This window comes from Streptomyces sp. NPDC029164 (assembly GCF_055563995.1).
In genome coordinates this window covers 34,689-51,224 of sequence record NZ_JBVHWW010000019.1, presented here as the reverse complement: position 1 = coordinate 51,224, position 16,536 = coordinate 34,689, and the positions used below count along the sequence as shown (strand labels likewise).

Annotated in this window: 16 protein-coding genes; 11 read left to right on the top strand and 5 right to left on the bottom strand. The window is 72.4% G+C overall.

The genetic code is table 11. The features are described from left to right. Nucleotides 1-106 precede the first annotated feature (106 nt). Together ACZ4VT_RS19550 and ACZ4VT_RS19545 are read left to right on the top strand one after the other, a co-directional pair. Entirely contained in the window at nt 107-541 is a 435-nt protein-coding gene (locus ACZ4VT_RS19550; RefSeq protein ID WP_467951211.1) for an SPW repeat protein, read from the top strand. A gap of 169 nt (nt 542-710) precedes the next feature. Further along, a complete protein-coding gene (locus ACZ4VT_RS19545) occupies nt 711-863 on the top strand; it encodes an SCO1431 family membrane protein (RefSeq protein ID WP_107050446.1) in 153 nt (50 codons plus the stop codon). Between the two features lie 104 nt (nt 864-967). Here the strand turns inward: ACZ4VT_RS19545 and ACZ4VT_RS19540 are convergent, their stop codons facing one another. Then, the gene (locus ACZ4VT_RS19540; RefSeq protein ID WP_467951208.1) at nt 968-1,093 is read right to left on the bottom strand and encodes a hypothetical protein; all 126 of its coding nucleotides are present in this window, start codon (nt 1,091-1,093) and stop codon (nt 968-970) included. A 677-nt stretch (nt 1,094-1,770) separates the two neighbouring features. Between ACZ4VT_RS19540 and ACZ4VT_RS19535 the strand changes: the two genes are divergently transcribed. From ACZ4VT_RS19535 to ACZ4VT_RS19520, 4 genes are all read left to right on the top strand, one after another. Continuing rightward, nucleotides 1,771-2,478 (top strand): TetR/AcrR family transcriptional regulator, encoded by a 708-nt coding sequence (locus ACZ4VT_RS19535; RefSeq protein WP_467951206.1) that lies wholly within the window; start codon nt 1,771-1,773, stop codon nt 2,476-2,478. Between the two features lie 147 nt (nt 2,479-2,625). Then, nucleotides 2,626-3,798, top strand: coding sequence for an acyl-CoA dehydrogenase (locus ACZ4VT_RS19530; protein WP_362857682.1), 1,173 nt, complete (start codon nt 2,626-2,628; stop codon nt 3,796-3,798). A 1,017-nt stretch (nt 3,799-4,815) separates the two neighbouring features. Further along, complete coding sequence (locus ACZ4VT_RS19525; protein WP_467951204.1) at nt 4,816-5,949, top strand: Rv3169 family protein; 1,134 nt, start codon at nt 4,816-4,818, stop codon at nt 5,947-5,949. Nucleotides 5,950-5,966: 17 nt separating this feature from the next. After that, nucleotides 5,967-7,058: a phosphotransferase family protein gene (locus tag ACZ4VT_RS19520; RefSeq protein WP_467951202.1), complete on the top strand. Its 1,092-nt coding sequence runs from the start codon at nt 5,967-5,969 to the stop codon at nt 7,056-7,058. Between the two features lie 43 nt (nt 7,059-7,101). On the opposite strand, the gene ACZ4VT_RS19515 is transcribed toward ACZ4VT_RS19520, so the two are convergent. Next, nucleotides 7,102-7,578, bottom strand: coding sequence for a hypothetical protein (locus tag ACZ4VT_RS19515; RefSeq protein ID WP_467951200.1), 477 nt, complete (start codon nt 7,576-7,578; stop codon nt 7,102-7,104). Between the two features lie 217 nt (nt 7,579-7,795). Here ACZ4VT_RS19515 and ACZ4VT_RS19510 point away from each other — a divergent pair, with 217 nt between their 5' ends. The 4 genes from ACZ4VT_RS19510 to fxsA all read left to right on the top strand — a co-directional run bounded on the left by ACZ4VT_RS19510 (nt 7,796) and on the right by fxsA (nt 11,680). Continuing rightward, nucleotides 7,796-8,236 carry an Lrp/AsnC family transcriptional regulator gene (locus tag ACZ4VT_RS19510; protein WP_164721043.1) on the top strand — a complete coding sequence of 147 codons (441 nt, stop codon included), beginning with the start codon at nt 7,796-7,798 and terminating at the stop codon, nt 8,234-8,236. 51 nt (nt 8,237-8,287) lie between these two features. Further along, nucleotides 8,288-9,916: an amidohydrolase gene (locus tag ACZ4VT_RS19505; RefSeq protein WP_467951198.1), complete on the top strand. Its 1,629-nt coding sequence runs from the start codon at nt 8,288-8,290 to the stop codon at nt 9,914-9,916. Between the two features lie 328 nt (nt 9,917-10,244). Further along, nucleotides 10,245-11,048, top strand: coding sequence for a polyprenol monophosphomannose synthase (locus tag ACZ4VT_RS19500; RefSeq protein ID WP_467951196.1), 804 nt, complete (start codon nt 10,245-10,247; stop codon nt 11,046-11,048). A gap of 59 nt (nt 11,049-11,107) precedes the next feature. After that, nucleotides 11,108-11,680: an FxsA family membrane protein gene (gene fxsA, locus ACZ4VT_RS19495; RefSeq protein ID WP_362814807.1), complete on the top strand. Its 573-nt coding sequence runs from the start codon at nt 11,108-11,110 to the stop codon at nt 11,678-11,680. Nucleotides 11,681-11,809: 129 nt separating this feature from the next. Here the strand turns inward: fxsA and ACZ4VT_RS19490 are convergent, their stop codons facing one another. From ACZ4VT_RS19490 to ACZ4VT_RS19480, 3 genes are all read right to left on the bottom strand, one after another. Beyond that, nucleotides 11,810-12,184, bottom strand: a complete 375-nt coding sequence (locus ACZ4VT_RS19490; RefSeq protein WP_007262928.1) for an RNA polymerase-binding protein RbpA — start codon at nt 12,182-12,184, stop codon at nt 11,810-11,812. A 313-nt stretch (nt 12,185-12,497) separates the two neighbouring features. Beyond that, complete coding sequence (locus ACZ4VT_RS19485; protein WP_467951194.1) at nt 12,498-13,916, bottom strand: MFS transporter; 1,419 nt, start codon at nt 13,914-13,916, stop codon at nt 12,498-12,500. A 68-nt stretch (nt 13,917-13,984) separates the two neighbouring features. Continuing rightward, nucleotides 13,985-14,755, bottom strand: coding sequence for a glycerophosphodiester phosphodiesterase family protein (locus tag ACZ4VT_RS19480; protein ID WP_467951192.1), 771 nt, complete (start codon nt 14,753-14,755; stop codon nt 13,985-13,987). 250 nt (nt 14,756-15,005) lie between these two features. Here ACZ4VT_RS19480 and ACZ4VT_RS19475 point away from each other — a divergent pair, with 250 nt between their 5' ends. Further along, nucleotides 15,006-16,508: an SCO1417 family PLP biosynthesis transcription factor gene (locus ACZ4VT_RS19475; protein WP_467951190.1), complete on the top strand. Its 1,503-nt coding sequence runs from the start codon at nt 15,006-15,008 to the stop codon at nt 16,506-16,508. Nucleotides 16,509-16,536 lie beyond the last annotated feature (28 nt).

Genomic DNA, 16,536 nt, shown 5'->3' with positions numbered 1-16,536 from the left:
GCACGTACTGAGCAAGCTCTGGGCGAGCTCGGCTGGTCCGGATGGCTTAACGGGCGGAATATGGGCATAAAAGGCATATAAGGCTTCTCGTAGGAGGCAGCCCGCCATGACCACTCATCCCAGCAGCATCGAGCACCACCCGGACCTTGCCGAGATGCGCACTCGGTTCGAGCGGGTGACCAGCACCCCTGCCGCGCAGGCCGTTGAGGCACTGGCCTTGATCACGGGCCTGTACCTGGCGGCTTCGCCGTGGATAGCCGGGTTCAGCGTCCTGACCCCGCTGGCCATCAACAACCTGATCACCGGCCTGGCGTTCTGCCTGTGCATGGGTGGTCTCGGATCCGCTTACGAACGCACCCACGCGATGGCCTGGACGGCCGTCGCGCTCGGCGCGTGGACGATCATCGCCCCGTGGGTCATCGCCGGAGAGATGGATACGACGCGCACGGTGGTGAACAACGTGATCACCGGAGCCGTCGCCCTCTGCCTCGGCCTCGCGATGGCGAGCATGGCGGGCCGCAACCGCGACACCCGCATCTGACGACACCCGCATCTGACGACACCCGCATCTGACGACACCCCGATCAGGCCGCCGGGCCTCCGCCGCTCCCGAACCCCGGGCGTGGTGGGGGCCCGGCGGTGTGACGCGCGCCACCACGTGACCATCGTCATCTACCGCGAAGGCCGCGAACGCTGGCACATTGGACATCATGACTGCCGACAGCGCCACCCCGACCGCCCCCGCCCTGGACCTCGTCCGCACGGGAGGCCCCAAGGACGACTCCTCCTGGCTGGAGCACGTCCTCGGCTGGACCCTCGTGGTCGTCGTCGCCATGTTCGTCACCCAGGTCGGCTGGCTGTAACGAGGCCTCCAGCCGCAGTCCGTCGGTGACGATCACATCGGCGGGCAGCCCCTCGGGGCTGAAGGTGACGCACAGCAGCCCGTTGATGCGGCCGCTGAACCGCATCAGGTACAAGTGACGTCACCGCGCAGGTCGAGGGAGTCGGCGGCGAACCCGTACTCGCCCCCGCCATCCCGGCCGCGCAGCCGGTAGTCGCGCGGCGAGGCCGCCCGCATCGTCAGCACCAGCACCTTGAGCGGCCGTCCACCGTGGCACCTCGGCCGTACCTGCGAGGGCGAAGCCCCGCGGCGCGAAGAGCGAGGTGGTGGCCGTCGAGGGAGTCCGCGGGGCCATCGGCACCGGCGGCCTGCGGCGGGGGCGGCCTCCGCCCCCGGGGCGCCGGCCCCCGTCACCAGCGCCGTCAGGAGCACCACCGGCAGTACGGCGGCCAGTGCGCGCGGGCCCGTGCCGCCGCCGCGGTCGTCGGCGCCGGCGCCGTCGGGGCTCCTCCGGTACGGACTCTCCTCGCCCGCGGCATCCGCGTGCGGTGGGGTCCAGTCGAAGGCCAGGGCTCCCCGCGATGCCGAGAGCCATCCCGATCGCGTGCGACTTCACGCCCGCCACCTCGATGTCCCCGGCCCGGAGGCCGAACTTCCCCCGTTCCCCGGCGACCCCGTCCACCTGGTCCAGGGTCGAGGCGGCCCTGCCGTTCTGCGCCGTGCCGACGGTGGCGTCGCGGTCGAGGTCGTCGCCGGGCCCGGGGGTGCTCTTGCCGGTGGACACGGTTCCTCCCGTACGTCGTCCGGTGCGCAGGGGAAGTGCTGCCATACTGCGGGCACGTTGTGGCGGTTCGAGGCTAGGGCTGAATTTGAATCATGGTCAACAGCGCCGTACGACCGAGCGTTCACAGGTTCGCCGGGCCGAACTCATGGCAACCGGACGCAAGTTGTTCGCCGACACCTCCTACGACGCACTCTCCATGGACGACATCGCCCAGCACGCCGGCATCGCCAAGGGCTTGATCTACTACTACTTCAAGAGCAAGCGCGGCTACTACCTCGCCATCGTCGAGGAGTCGGTCGCCGAGCTCGTCGCCCGCGCCGGCGGCGATACGGACCTCCCGAACGCGGAGCGCGTCCGCCGCACCGTCGACGGGTACCTGCACTACGCCGAGCACCATCGCGCGGCCTACCGCACCATCGTCACCGGCGGCGTCGGCTCCGACGCGGAGGTGCTCGCCATCCGCGACGCCGTCCGCGAGGAGCTGGTCGCCACCATCGCCGAAGGCGCGTACGGGCGCCGCTCACTCCCGCCGGTCGCCCGGCTCGCCCTCGTCGGGTGGCTCTCCGCCGTGGAAGGGATCACTCTGGAATGGATCGGCGGGCTCGGTGGGGCGGGAGGGGCTGGTGGTGCTGACGGGGCCGGGGGATCTGGTGGGGCCGGTGGGGCCGGTGGGGCCGGTGGGTCCGCGCTGGGGCGGCCCGATCGTGCTGAGCTCGGGGCCCTGCTGGTGCGCCAGCTGCGCGCGACACTCACGGTGATCGAGGAGTTCGTCCCGGAGTGTCCGGCACCTCCCACTGCCGAAGGACCGTTCGGTCAGCGTGATGATCTTGCCCCGGTGACGGGAAGCTCCTGATCGGGCATACTCAAGCCGCCGCAGCCGCTGAACAGCCCATTCCGTGATCCGGGAGGGCACCATCGGCTGTGAGAGCACCGAGACCCGGCGTCGCGTCCCACACCTCACGCGTCGTCGCCGTGCCCGACCAGGGAGGAGAGCGCCGCCATGACAGACCGCGCCCCGCAGCCGGTGGACCGTCAGCTGCCCACCGAGGAGTCCCGCGACCTCCTCGCACTCGTACGCGAGATCGCCCAGCGGGAGATCCGTCCCCGGGCCGCCGAGGAAGAGGACTCGGGGAGGTTCCCCCGTGAGGTCTTCACCCTGCTGTCCGAGGCGGGCCTGCTCGGCCTCCCGTATCCCGGAGAGTACGGCGGCGGCGAGCAGCCGTACGAGGTGTACCTCCAGGTCCTGGAGGAGCTGGCCGCGGCCCGCCTGACCGTCGGTCTCGGCGTCAGCGTGCACTCCCTGGCCTGTCACGGCCTTGCCGGCTACGGCACCAAGGAGCAGCAGGGCGCGCACCTGCCCGCGATGCTCGGCGGCGGCCTGCTGGGCGCCTACTGCCTTTCCGAGCCGGCCGCCGGCTCCGACGCGGCCTCGCTCACCACGAAGGCGGTGCGGGACGGCGACGAGTGGGTCATCACCGGTACCAAGGCCTGGATCACCCACGGTGGAGTCGCCGACTTCTACACGGTCCTGGCGCGGACGGGCGCCGAGGGCCCCAAGGGCATCACCGCCTTCCTGGTCCCCGGGGACGCGGAAGGCCTCACGGCGGCCGTGCCCGAGAAGAAGATGGGCATGAAGGGCTCGCCCACCGCCCAGCTGCACTTCGACGGCGTACGGGTGCCGGACGCGCGCCGCATCGGCGAGGAGGGGCAGGGCTTCACCATCGCCCTGGCCGCGCTGGACGCGGGGCGTCTGGGAATCGCCGCATGCGCCATCGGCGTGGCCCAGGCGGCGCTGGACGAGGCGCTGACGTACGCGCTGGACCGCAAGCAGTTCGGGCACCCGATCGCCGACTTCCAGGGGCTGCGCTTCATGCTGGCCGACATGGCCACCAAGATCGAGGCGGGCCGGGCGCTGTACCTCGCGGCGGCGCGGCTGCGGGATGCGGGCAAGCCGTTCTCGCGCCAGGCGGCGATGGCCAAGCTGTTCTGCACGGACGCGGCGATGGCCGTCACCACGGACGCCGTGCAGGTCCTCGGCGGCTACGGCTACACCGCGGACTTCCCCGTCGAGCGCCTGATGCGTGAGGCGAAGGTGCTCCAGATCGTGGAGGGCACCAACCAGATCCAGCGCATGGTCATCGCCCGCCACCTGGCGGGGCCGGAGACCCGCTGACCTGAGGGCGGAGCGTGGGGCCGAGGGGCGCGGCCGGGGCGGGGTCGGGGTCGGGGCCGGGGTGCGGCGGGCTAGTACAGCCCGCTGCTGGTCGTGGGCCAGACCGGGGAGGACGTGAGCCGGGACCACTCCGGGTCGCGCCGTCCGGGCAGCGTGCGGCCGGCGTCGGCCCACCGGGCCAGCAGATCGCGGTAGATCGGCGGGTCCGGCGTCTGCTGTTGTGGCTCGCGAGGGTCGCGAGGGTCGCGAGGGTCGCGCTGATCGCGTTGATGCTGAACCGATTCTTCGAAACCTGGCGGCGTCGGCCGACGCCTTCGGCCGGTTGAAGCCTGAAGCATGGTCATGCACCGCCAACGCGGGAGCGAAGGGCCGGGTAATCGCCCCCGGGGTGCGGGTATCCGTTCGAGCCGTCCCCGGGGCGGGTACCGCTGGGCGGAGCGGGGAGGGCGCGGGGGTTTCCCGTCGGTCTCATCGTCCTTCCGTGGCGGGCCGGCCCCTCAAGGGCGCTCCTTCGTCGCGTCGCTGCGCGATGGCCTTCGGCCACCCTTGACCGACCGACCCGCCACGGAGAACCGAAGACAGCCGAGAAACCCCCAAGAGGACGGGCCGGGCGATCGGAGCAGGGGCGGCCCTGTCGGTGGTTTCCCGGCGGGGTTCCGGTGCGCAGCCGATCGCTACGCGCTTCGCACGTCTCGGCGTCTGCCGGCCGTCCTGGGCTGGACATAGGCCGCATGCGATCGCTACGCGCTTCGCACGTCTCGGCGTCTGCCGGCCGTCCTGGGTCGGACATGGGCCGCCGGAGATCGCTCCGTGCTGCCCCGATAGTCCGGCCCTGCCGGCCTTTGGGGCGCGGGGGTCCGGGGGCGGCGCCGCAGGCTGTTTACGGTCCGGTCAAAGATCACGGCGTGGTGTGCCGGTGTGTCAGGACGTGCCAGAAGGGTGGTCCCCGGCAGGGTTTCTGACGTACCGTCATATTCCCTGAGCCGCCCCCGAAGCCCGCCGTCCAGGAGGTCCGCCATGTCCGTCGACCGGCCCGTCGCGCTCGACGAGTACCCCATCCACCAGGCCCCCTTGTCGATGAAGCACCTCGTCAGCGGCGACCGCAACGCCTACGACCGCTGCATCTTCCACGTCTTCGACCACGCGGGCCGCGCCGTCCTCATCCTCGGCCTCGGCGTGTACCCCAACGCCGGGGTCATCGACGCCTACGCCACCCTCCGCCTCGGCGACGAGCTCCTCGCCGTCCGGGCCTCCGACGCCCTCACCGACGAGCGGATGAACCTGTCCGTGGGGCCCCTGTCCATCACCGTCGACGTTCCGCTCAAGCGGCTCACGCTCCGCTGCGCGGCGGACCCGGAGGATCCGGACGGGCTCTCGTACGACGTCACCTGGACCGCCGAGTTCCCCGCCGTCTGGGAGCCCCACCACGTCCAGCGGCGCGGCGACCGCCTCATGCTGGAGGGGCGCCGCTTCGTCCAGGCCGGCGGTGTCAGCGGGGTCATCCGGGCGAAGGGGGAGGAGTTCGTCCTCACGCCGGGGGAGTGGACCGGTACCCGCGACCGGAGTTGGGGGGTGCGGCCGATACCCGGTGAGGACGGGGGCAGGGCGGCCGAGGAGTACCGGCCCGAAGGCTTCCACTGGCTCTGGATCCCGGTCCGCTTCGAGGACCGGTTCGTCATGGTCATCGCCCAGGAGGACGCCGACGGGTACCGCACCCTCAACGAAGCCGTGCAGGTCTTCCCCGAGGGCAGCGGCCGCCACGACGTCCAGCTCGGCTGGCCGCACACCGAGATCCGTTATCGGCCGGGCAGCCGGCACCCCGAGAACGCCGTGGTGCATCTCGGCGATCCGTCCCGCAAGCCCATCGAACTCGGTGTGGAGATCATGAACTCCTCGCCGCTGGCCGTCGGCGCCGGCTACCCGCCCGCCGGCGACTGGCAGCACGGCACCTGGCAGGGCCGCGGCTGGACCGACCGCCGCGTCTACGACCTGTCCGACCCCGCCGCCCACCCCATGGCCGCCTTCGGGGTGACCGACCACTCGGCCCGTTTCACCCTCGACGGGCAGACCGGGCACGGCATCTTCGAGCACGGCAGCTTCGGGCGCCACGACCCGAGCGGGTTCACCGACTACTCCTCCGTCGCCCAGTAGCAGGAAGGGGCTCACTCATGGCCATCGCACCACGTCCGCGTACCTCCACCCGGGAGCCCGAAGAGCTCGGCCGGCGCCTTGCCGCCTGGCTCGACGGCAGGCTCCCCGGCGCGAAGGTCACCGGCGTCTCCGTCCCCGGATCCAACGGGATGTCCAGCGAGACCCTGCTCTTCGACATAGAGCACCCCGACACCCCGATCCGCGCCTGCGCGCTGCGGCTCGCCGCCGACCCGGCCGCCTACACGGTCTTCCCGACGTACGACATGCCGCGCCAGCACCGTGTGATGCGTCTGGTCGCCGAGCACACGGACCTGCCCGTCCCGCGGGTGCAGTGGCTGGAGGAGGACCCGGAGCCGCTGGGGGCGCCGTTCTTCGTGATGGCCCGCGCCGAGGGGCGGGTCCCGCCCGATGTGATGCCGTACACCTACGAGGGCAACTGGCTGCACGCCGCGACCGATGGCGAGCGCGCCGTCCTGCAGGAGGCGAGCATCTCGCTGCTGGGCCGCCTGCACGACCAGTTCCCGGCCGAGGAGGCCGAGTTCCTCCTGCCGGACGGTGTGGGCACACCGCTGCGCCGGCACGTGGAGGCCCAACGGGCTTATTACGCCTGGGTGGTGGGCGGACTCGCCCCGTCACCGCTCATCGAGCGGGCCTTCGCCCGCCTGGAGGAGCTGTGGCCGGCGGACGAGGGCCCCGCGGTCCTCAACTGGGGCGACGCCCGCATCGGCAACGTCATCTACGACGGCTTCACGCCGGTCGCCGTCCTGGACTGGGAGATGGCCGCCTACGCCCCCCGCGAGGTGGACCTGGGCTGGAGCGTCTACCTCCACCGCTTCTTCCAGGACCTGACGGTCAGCTTCGGGCAGCCCGGCCTGCCGGACTTCCTGCGCCGGGAGGACCTGGAGCGCCGGTACGCCGAACTCACCGGGCACATCCCGCGGGACATGGAGTTCCACACCCTCTACGCCGCCCTGCGGCACGCCATCGTGATGCTGCGCATCGCCTACCGGCAGGCGCACTTCGGGGAGGTCGAGATCCCGGCGGACCCGGACAGCCTGATCCTGCACCACGCCAGCCTGGCCGCCATGGTGCAGGGAACGTACTGGTAGGGGTCCGAGCGGGGAGCGGAACGCCGGGACGCCCGGGCGGTCGTCAGGCCGCCTGGGCGTGGTGCTGCCGCGTCTGCGCCTGCGGCCGGGGGAGCACCGGGCTCACCACGCGGACCGGACGCGAGCCCGGCCCGCCCACGTGCGAGAAGGGCTGCGTCCGCCAGTCCAGGCCCTGGGGCAGGGTCGTCGACAGGACGACGGACTCGGGGGCCTGGACCGGCTGGATCATGCCGACGGTGGGCAGCGCGTCCGTGGCCGGCCGCCCGGTGCCCGCGCACACCGTGAGTCCGAAGGGGTTCCACGGGGTCAGGCAGAGCGCGTGCTGCGGCAGGTACTCCTCGTCCGCGACGAGGGCGATCGACTGGCCGCAGTCGGGGCAGATCGCGTGGTGTATCTCGAATCCGTCGAGTTCATCGAGGTATTCGGCGTATTCGGTGTCCACCGAGTAGGTGCCGTCCCCGGAATCGAGCGGTTCGAGAGGCTCCGGTTCGGTGCGACCGGCGCGCTTGGTGTTCAGCATGGATGTACTCCCCCTTGGGTGGGCCGGGCGGGCAGGTTCTGCGGCCTCGGCCACAGCAAGCACTTCCCGTCGAGCGTCACGAGTAACCACAACAGACCGGCCTGCACTTGCATACCCCTGTGGCCTTGGTCACATGCCTGGCGCAGATGCCTCCAGTGGGCGGACACCACTGGGCCTGGAGTGCCCTTGGGCCTTAAGTTGAGCGGCTATGAGCGCAATGGAGGAGCTGGACCGCCAGATCGTGGATCTGCTCGTACGGGACGGGCGGATGAGCTACACGGATCTGGGCAAGGCCACGGGACTGTCCACGTCGGCAGTCCATCAGCGAGTACGCCGTCTGGAACAGCGAGGGGTGATCCGCGGGTACGCGGCGGTCGTCGATCCGGAGGCCGTCGGCCTGCCGCTGACGGCGTTCATCTCCGTCAAGCCCTTCGACCCGAGTGCCCCGGACGACATCGCGGACCGGCTGGCCGGTGTCCCCGAGATTGAGGCCTGCCACAGCGTCGCCGGCGACGAGAACTACATCCTCAAGGTGCGCGTCGCCTCCCCCCTGGAGCTCGAGGACCTCCTGGGCCGCCTGCGCGCCCTCGCCCACGTCTCGACGCGTACGACGGTCGTCCTCTCCACCCCCTACGAAGCCCGGCCGCCCCGCGTCTGAGCGGGGACCCGGTGGTCGGCCGGGCGTGGGCGACGCGGGACACTGGTCGGCATGACTGACCGCACCGCCCACTCCGCCGACGCCGCCGGAGCACCGACCAGGACCGTCCTCCTTCGCGGGGGCGAGGTCCACAGCCCCGCCGACCCCTTCGCCACCGCGATGGTCGTCGAACGCGGCCACATCGCCTGGGTCGGTTCCGAGGGGGCGGCCGACGCCTTCGCGCAGGGCGTGGACGAGGTCGTCGACCTCGGTGGCGCGCTCGTCACGCCCGCCTTCACCGACGCCCACGTCCACACCACCTCCGCGGGTCTGGCCCTCACCGGGCTGGACCTCTCCGGAGCGCGCTCCCTGACCGCCGCGCTGGACCTCGTACGCGCGTACGCCGCGAGCCGCCCGGCCGACCGGGTGCTCCTCGGGCACGGCTGGGACGCCGCCCGCTGGCCCGAGCGCCGGGCGCCGCGCCGCACCGAGCTCGACGAGGCCGCCGGCGGCCGCCCGCTCTACCTGAGCCGCATCGACGTGCACTCGGCCGTGGTCACCACGGCCCTGCTCGACCTCGTCCCGGGCGTGCGGCCCATCGGCGACCAGCCGCTGACCGCCGACGACCACCACGCCGTCCGGCGGGCGGCCCTGGCCGCCGTCACCCCGGCCCAGCGCGCCGAGGCCCAGCGGGCCGCCCTCGACCAGGCGGCCTCCCTCGGCATCGGCTCCCTGCACGAGTGCGGCGGGCCCGACATCTCCTCCGCCGAGGACTTCACCGGCCTGCTCGCCCTGGCCGCCGAGCGGCCCGGGCCGCGCGTCTTCGGGTACTGGGCCGACCGGGACCTGGAGCTGGCCAGGACGCTCGGGGCCGTCGGGGCCGCGGGCGACCTCTTCGTCGACGGGGCCCTCGGCTCGCACACCGCCTGCCTGCACGCCCCGTACGCCGACGCCTCGCACACCGGTACGGAGTACCTGGACGCGGTGGCGGTCGCCGAGCACGTGACGGCCTGCACCGAGGAGGGCCTCCAGGCCGGATTCCACGCCATCGGCGACGCCGCGATCACCGCCGTCGTCGAGGGCGTCCGGGCGGCCGCCGAGAAGGTCGGCCTGGCCCGGGTCCGCGCGGCCCGGCACCGGGTCGAGCACGCCGAGATGATGACGCCCGCCGCCATCGCGGCCTTCGCGGAGCTGGGGCTCACCGCCTCCGTGCAGCCCGCCTTCGACGCGGCCTGGGGCGGTGAGGACGGCATGTACGCCGACCGGCTCGGCGCCGGGCGCGCCCGCACCCTCAACCCGTACGCGGCCATGCTCAAGGCCGGTGTCCCGCTGGCCTTCGGCTCGGACGCGCCGGTCACCCCGCTCGACCCCTGGGGCACCGTCCGCGCGGCCGCCTTCCACCGGACCCCCGGGCACCGCATCTCCGTACGGGCCGCCTTCACCGCCCACACCCGGGGCGGCTGGCGGGCACTGGGCCGTGACGACGCGGGGATCCTCGTACCCGGCGCCCCGGCCGACTACGCGGTCTGGCAGACCGGCGAACTGGTGGTCCAGGCCCCCGACGACAGGGTCGCCCGCTGGTCCACGGACCCCCGCTCGGGCACCCCCGGACTGCCCGATCTGACCCCCGGATCAGAACTGCCGGTGTGCCTCGCCACCGTCGTCGGCGGGCGGGAGGTATTCGTACGCCCACAGGGGTGATCCGCTGTGCCTCGGTTCGGTACCGGCGGTCGGACCCGGATAAGTTCGGCCGGGTCCACCACAGGACGTCCGTGCCGGACGGATCCGTCTGCTCAGCGCGCCCGCGCCTCGGGGGCGAGGGAAGGTTTCGCCGGTGGGGGCACCCCCAGTGGTAGCTGGGGGAGGTGGCCCCGGGTCGGGGCCCTGCGGTCCAGTAGACAACGGTCACGGCGGCCCGCAGCCAGCGGGCGTCTGACCGGCCCGAAGGACCGCGGGCCCCGATCACTGTTCTAAAGTCATCCTCTGCGACCAGACGTACAGGACGTGCAAGAGCACAAAAGGGGACTCAGTGAGCGACGGCGGACAGCGGACCTACGGGCCGCTCGGTACGGCCTTGGTGATCATTCCGACCTACAACGAGGCGGAGAACATCGGGCTGATCGTCGGCCGCGTCCGCGCGGCGGTGCCCGAGGCCCACATCCTGGTCGCCGACGACAACAGCCCCGACGGCACCGGCAAGCTCGCCGACGAGCTCGCGGTCGGCGACGACCACGTGCACGTGCTGCACCGCAAGGGCAAGGAGGGGCTCGGCGCCGCCTACCTGGCGGGCTTCCTTTGGGCCCTGGACGCCGGCTACGGAGTGATCGTCGAGATGGACGCCGACGGTTCGCACCAGCCGGAGGAACTGCCCCGCCTGCTCACCGCACTGGCCGGCGCCGACCTGGTCCTCGGCTCCCGCTGGGTGCCGGGCGGCCGCGTCGTCAACTGGCCCAAGAGCCGGGAGATCCTCTCGCGCGGCGGTTCGACGTATTCGCGGCTGATGCTGAACGTCCCGATCCGGGACGTGACCGGCGGCTACCGCGCCTTCCGCCGCGAGACCCTGGAGGGCCTGGGCCTGGACGAGGTGGCCTCCGCGGGCTACTGCTTCCAGGTGGACCTGGCCCGCAGGGCGGTACGGAAGGGCTTCCGCGTGGTGGAGGTGCCCATCACGTTCGTCGAGCGCGAGTTCGGCGACAGCAAGATGAGCAAGGACATCGTGGTCGAGGCCCTGTGGCGGGTCACCCAGTGGGGCCTCAAGGCCCAGGCGGCCAGGCTGCTGGGCAAGGACGGCGACAAGGACACCGGCAAGCCGGGCCGGCGAGACACCCCCTAAGGGATGTCCGGTACCTCCGGCTGAGGTCGCTTTTACGCGGCCCCAGGCACACTGGTCGTATGACGACCGGTATTTCCACGGCCCCCCGGCGGCGTTCGCCCGCCCGAACCTTCCTCCCGCTGGCCATCGCCGCCTGGCTGATCCTGGAGATCTGGCTGCTCACGGTGGTCGCGGACGTGGCCGGCGGGCTCGCCGTGGCCGCACTGCTGGCGGGCGGCATCGTCCTGGGCGCGGTGGTCATCAAGCGCGCCGGGCGACGCGCCTTCAAGAACCTGTCGGACACCTTCCAGCAGGCCCAGCAGGGGCGCCAGCCCGCCCCGCAGCAGCCCGGCCAGGGCAACGGCCTCACCATGCTGGCCGGCCTGCTCCTGATGATGCCGGGGCTGCTCTCCGACGTGGCGGGCCTGTTCCTCCTGCTCCCGCCCGTCCGGGCGTGGATCGGCCGCCGCGCGGCCCGCTCGCTGGAGCGCAAGATGGCCTCGGCCCCGGCCGGCAGCTTCGGCGACGCCTTCCAGCAGGCCCGTATCCACTACCCCGACGGCAAGGTCGTGCAAGGCGAGGTCATCCGCGAGGACCGGCCCGAGGGCCCGGCCGGCCCGGACACGGGCCACCGCCCGCCCCTGACCCCGTAGGACCGCCGCCCGGCGCCCGGCGCCGGTTGCCCGGTGCGGCGCGGCGCCGGGCGCAGCGCACGAGAAAGCCGAGGGGCCCCGCCACACACTGTGTGGCGGGGCCCCTCGGCTTGTGTATCCGTCCGGCTGTCAGGCGGACTTGCGGCTGTCCCGCGGATGCACGGCAATGTTCATGGCGCCGGAACGCAGGACCGCCAGCCTTTCGGCCAGCACTTCCTCCAGCTCCTCGCGGGTGCGTCGCTCCATGAGCATGTCCCAGTGCGTTCGCGCAGGCTTGCCCTTCTTCTCTTCGGGCCCGTCCCCGTCCACCAGGAGTGCCATGGCGCCGCACGCCTTGCACTCCCACTCCGGCGGAATTTCTGCCTCAACCGAGAACGGCATCTCAAATCGATGTCCGTTCTGGCATGCGTACTCCACCGCCTGGCGCGGGGCCAGATCGATGCCGCGGTCCGTCTCGTAGCTGGTAACCACGAGGCGCGTACCGCGGAGAGCTCGCTCACTCATGAATCGTGCCTCCCGGGCTTGGTCGCCCACAGGACAGGTGTCGCTGTCGTCGTCATCCGGTCAACGTCCGGTCGGCGGTATAGATTCCCGCTCCGGGTCGTGCGTCGCCCGTCGTGCCGCCCCTTGTTGTACCCACCAATGCCCGTTTTGTCACATCTGGCAGCAGATGTCACCCAACGTCCACGCTTCTTGAGCGCGCAGTAACGGTCCGCCTGGCAGGCCAAAGGCGTACACTACCGGCCCTTTGCTTCAACGTCTAAATTCGTTCGGAATTCGTTCGCGGATCCGGGCCGTGCGCACTCGTGGACCGCTCTCAGATCCGCTCCGGTACAGGATTGCCTGCCGCCTCCACCGCGCGCCGCACCGGCACTCTCGCCAGGAGCACGAATCCCAGTGCGAAGAAGGCCACCAACGAGATGATCGCGTCCCGGTAGCTTCCCGTGAGCTGGTAGGTCAGGCCGAAGACGAGCGGACCCACCCAGCTCAGCCCGCGGTCGCTCATCTCGTACGCCGAGAAGTACTCGGCCTCCTTGCCCGCCGGCACCAGGTGCGAGAAGAGCGAGCGCGACAGCGCCTGGCTGCCGCCCAGCACCAGCCCGATCATCGCGGCGAGCGCGAAGAACCACACCGGGGTCCGGGCCGGCAGGAAGTATCCGACCGCGAGCGTCACGCCCCACCCGGCCAGCGAGCCCAGGATCGTCCGCTTGGCGCCGTAGATCCGCGCGAGGCGGCCCATCCCCAGGGCCCCGCCCACCGCCAGGACCTGCACCAGCAGCACCGCCCCGATGAGCGTGGACTGCTCCAGCTCCAGCTCCTCCGATCCGTAGATGGAGGCCTGGGAGATCACCGTCTGCACGCCGTCGTTGTAGATCAGGTACGCCAGCAGGAACGACAGTGTCAGCGGATAGCGCCGCATGTCCTTCAGCGTGGCGACGAGCTGCTTCCAGCCGCTGACCGCCGGCCCGGCCCCCGGCTCCCGGACCACGGCCCGGTCCCGCAGCCGGCGCAGCGGGATCAGCGCGAAGGCGCCCCACCACAGGCCCGCGGAGGCCAGGCAGATCCGTACCGCCATGCCCTCGGTGAGCCCGAAGGAGTCGTGGCCCATGTAGAGCACCAGGTTCAGCACGAGCATCACGGAGCCCGCGGTGTAACCGAAGGCCCAGCCCCGCGAGGAGACCGCGTCCCGCTCGTCGGGCGTGGAGATCTGCGGCAGGTAGGCGTTGTAGAGCACCATCGAGACGGACAGCGAGGCGTTCGCCACGATGAGCAGCAGCCCGCCCAGCAGGTAGCGCTCACCGCCCAGGAAGAACATCCCGGCCGTCGCCGCGGCGCCCGTGTACGCGGCCACCGCCAGCAGCGGCTTCTTGCGCCCGGTCCGGTCCGCCGCGGCGCCCACCAGCGGCATGAGCAGCACGGCCAGGATCACCGAGGCCGACACCGAGTACGCGAAGAAGGACCCCGCCCGCACCGGGATGCCCAGCGGGTGCACGAAGCCCTCGGCGTCCGCGGCGGCCTTGGCCACCGAGGTCAGGTACGGCCCGAGGAACACGGTGAGCACGCTCGCCGAGTACACCGACACGGCGAAGTCGTAGAAGTACCAGCCCCGCTGCTCGCGCTTGCGCGCGGCCGCCCCGGCCGCCCCGGCCGCGACCGATGCCGCCGATCTGCCGTCCTCGGCCCCCGGTTCCGCTGGTTCCGCTTCCTCGGTCGTCCTGCTGTCTTCCGCGCTCATCTGGTGTCCCCCTCGCTGGTCCCCGTACCGCAGCGGCCATCGGGCCCGCGCGGCGGCCGAAGAGCGTGTCAGGCCCAGGCCCCGCGCCGGTCCAGCACCGTGCGCAAGATGTCGATCCGGTCGGTCATGATGCCATCGACTCCCAGGTCGAGGAGAGCCTCCATGCGTTCCGGTTCGTTCACGGTCCACACGTGGACCTGGAGACCCCGCTCGTGCGCGGTCCGCACGAAGCGCCGGTCGACCACACGGATGCCCGCCTGGGTCTCCGGCACCTGAGCCGCCACCGCGCCCACGCGCAGCGCCGCCGGGATCGCGTACGAGCGCAGCCGCAGGCCCAGCACCCCGCGTACGCCGTACGAGGTCGCCAGCCGGGGGCCGGCGATCCGCTGGGCGCGGGCCACCCGGCTCTCGGAGAAGGAACCCACGCAGACCCGGTCCCAGATCCCGGTCCGCGCGATCAGGTTGACCAGCGGGTGCAGGGCCGACTCGGCCTTGACGTCGATGTTCCAGCGGGCGTCCGGGAACTCCTCCAGCAGCTCCTCGAAGAGCGCCAGGGGCTCGGTGCCCGCCACGCGCACCTCGCGGACCTGCTTCCAGGGCAGCTCGGCGATCCGGCCCCGGCCGTCGGTGACCCGGTCCAGCGTGGAGTCGTGGAAGGCGACGAGTTTCCCGTCGGCCGTGGCGTGCACATCGGTCTCGAAGTACCGGTAGCCCGCCCCGGCGGCCCGGCGGAAGGCGGCGGCGGTGTTCTCCAGCCCGTCCGCGGCACCTCCCCGGTGCGCGAAGGGGATCGGAGCCGGGTGGTCCAGATACGGATGGCGAAGGCGTACGTGCGTCACGGCGGCAGTATCCCCCGTGACGTGAGGGAACGGTGGTCCGCGAGGTGAACGGCGGGCGCGGCGGCGGACACGGCAGCGGACACGGTGGATGCCGATCCGGCGCCCCTCCGGTCCCCCGGCCGGCCCCCGGTCCATCGCCCCCTGGTGGAAGTGGACTGGCGCGTGACAGTCTGGGCCCGCAGGCATCAATCCAATCCCGGCTTCCGGCACCCGCCGTCGAGGCCAATCCGACGAAGGTGGACCGGACGCAATGGCCGAATGGACCTCGGCGGTCGGCGCCGCCCAGCTCGCCCGCCTCATCACCTCGCAGCAGGAGCGCCCCACGGTCCCCGGCGCCCGCAAACTGCCCGCGTACCGAACCCTCGCCGACGGCATCCGCCTCCTCGTCCTCGAAGGCCGCGTCCCGGTCGCCGCACGGCTCCCCGCCGAGCGGGAGCTGGCCGTCTCCCTCTCCCTCAGCCGCACCACCGTCGCCGCCGCGTACGAGGCCCTGCGCGGGGAGGGGTTCCTGGAGTCCCGCCGGGGCGCCGGCAGCTGGACCTCCGTACCGGCCGGGAACCCGCTGCCCGCGCGCGGCCTGGAACCGCTGCCGCCCGAGTCCCTCGGTTCCATGATCGACCTCGGCTGCGCCGCGCTCCCCGCCCCCGAGCCCTGGCTCACCAAGGCCGTCCAGGGCGCACTGGAGGAACTGCCCCCGTACGCGCACACCCACGGCGACTACCCGGCCGGCCTGCCCGCGCTGCGCCGGATGCTCGCCGACCGCTACACCGAGCAGGGCATCCCCACCATGCCCGAGCAGATCATGGTCACCACCGGCGCGATGGGCGCGATCGACGCCATCTGCAGTCTCTTCGCCGGGCGCGGGGAGCGGATCGCCGTCGAGTCGCCGTCCTACGCCAACATCCTTCAGCTCATGCGCGCCGCCGGGGTGCGCCTGGTCCCCGTCGCCATGGCGGACGGGCTGGCCGGCTGGGACATGGACGTCTGGCGGCAGGTGCTGCGCGACTCGGCCCCCCGCCTCGCCTACGTCGTGGCCGACTTCCACAACCCCACCGGGGCCCTCGCCTCCGACGAGCAGCGCCGCGCCATGGTGGCGGCCGCCCGCTCGGCCGGCACCGTCCTCGTAGCCGACGAGACCATGCTGGAACTCCAGCTGGACCCGGAGCTCGAGATGCCCCGCCCGGTCTGCTCCTTCGACCCCTCCGGCAGCACGGTCATCACCGTGGGCTCCGCCAGCAAGGCCTTCTGGGCGGGCATGCGGATCGGCTGGGTCCGCGCCGCCCCCGACGTGATCCGCAGCCTGGTCGCCGCCCGCGCCTACGCCGACCTGGGCACGCCCGTGCTGGAACAGCTCGCCGTGAACTGGCTGATGCGCACGGGGGGCTGGCGGGAGGCCGTCGGGATCCGCCGCGACCAGGCCCGGGAGAACCGCGACGCGCTGGTCGCGGCGGTCCGCCGGGAGCTGCCGGACTGGGAGTTCGAGGTTCCGCGAGGCGGGCTCACCCTGTGGGCCCGCGCGGGCGGCCTGTCCGGGTCCCGGCTGGCCGAGGTGGGGGAGCGGGTCGGCGTACGGGTCCCCTCGGGGCCGCGGTTCGGCGTGGACGGGGCCTTCGAGGGCTATGTCCGGCTGCCGTTCACCGTGGGCGGGCCGGTGGCCGAGGAGGCCGCCTCCCGCCTCGCGGCGGCGGCCCGGCTGGTCGGCACGGGCGCCGGCGGCAGCGGCGCGGAACCGCCGCGCACGTTCGTGGCGTAACCGCCGGACCCGCTGCCCGCTGGTCGTG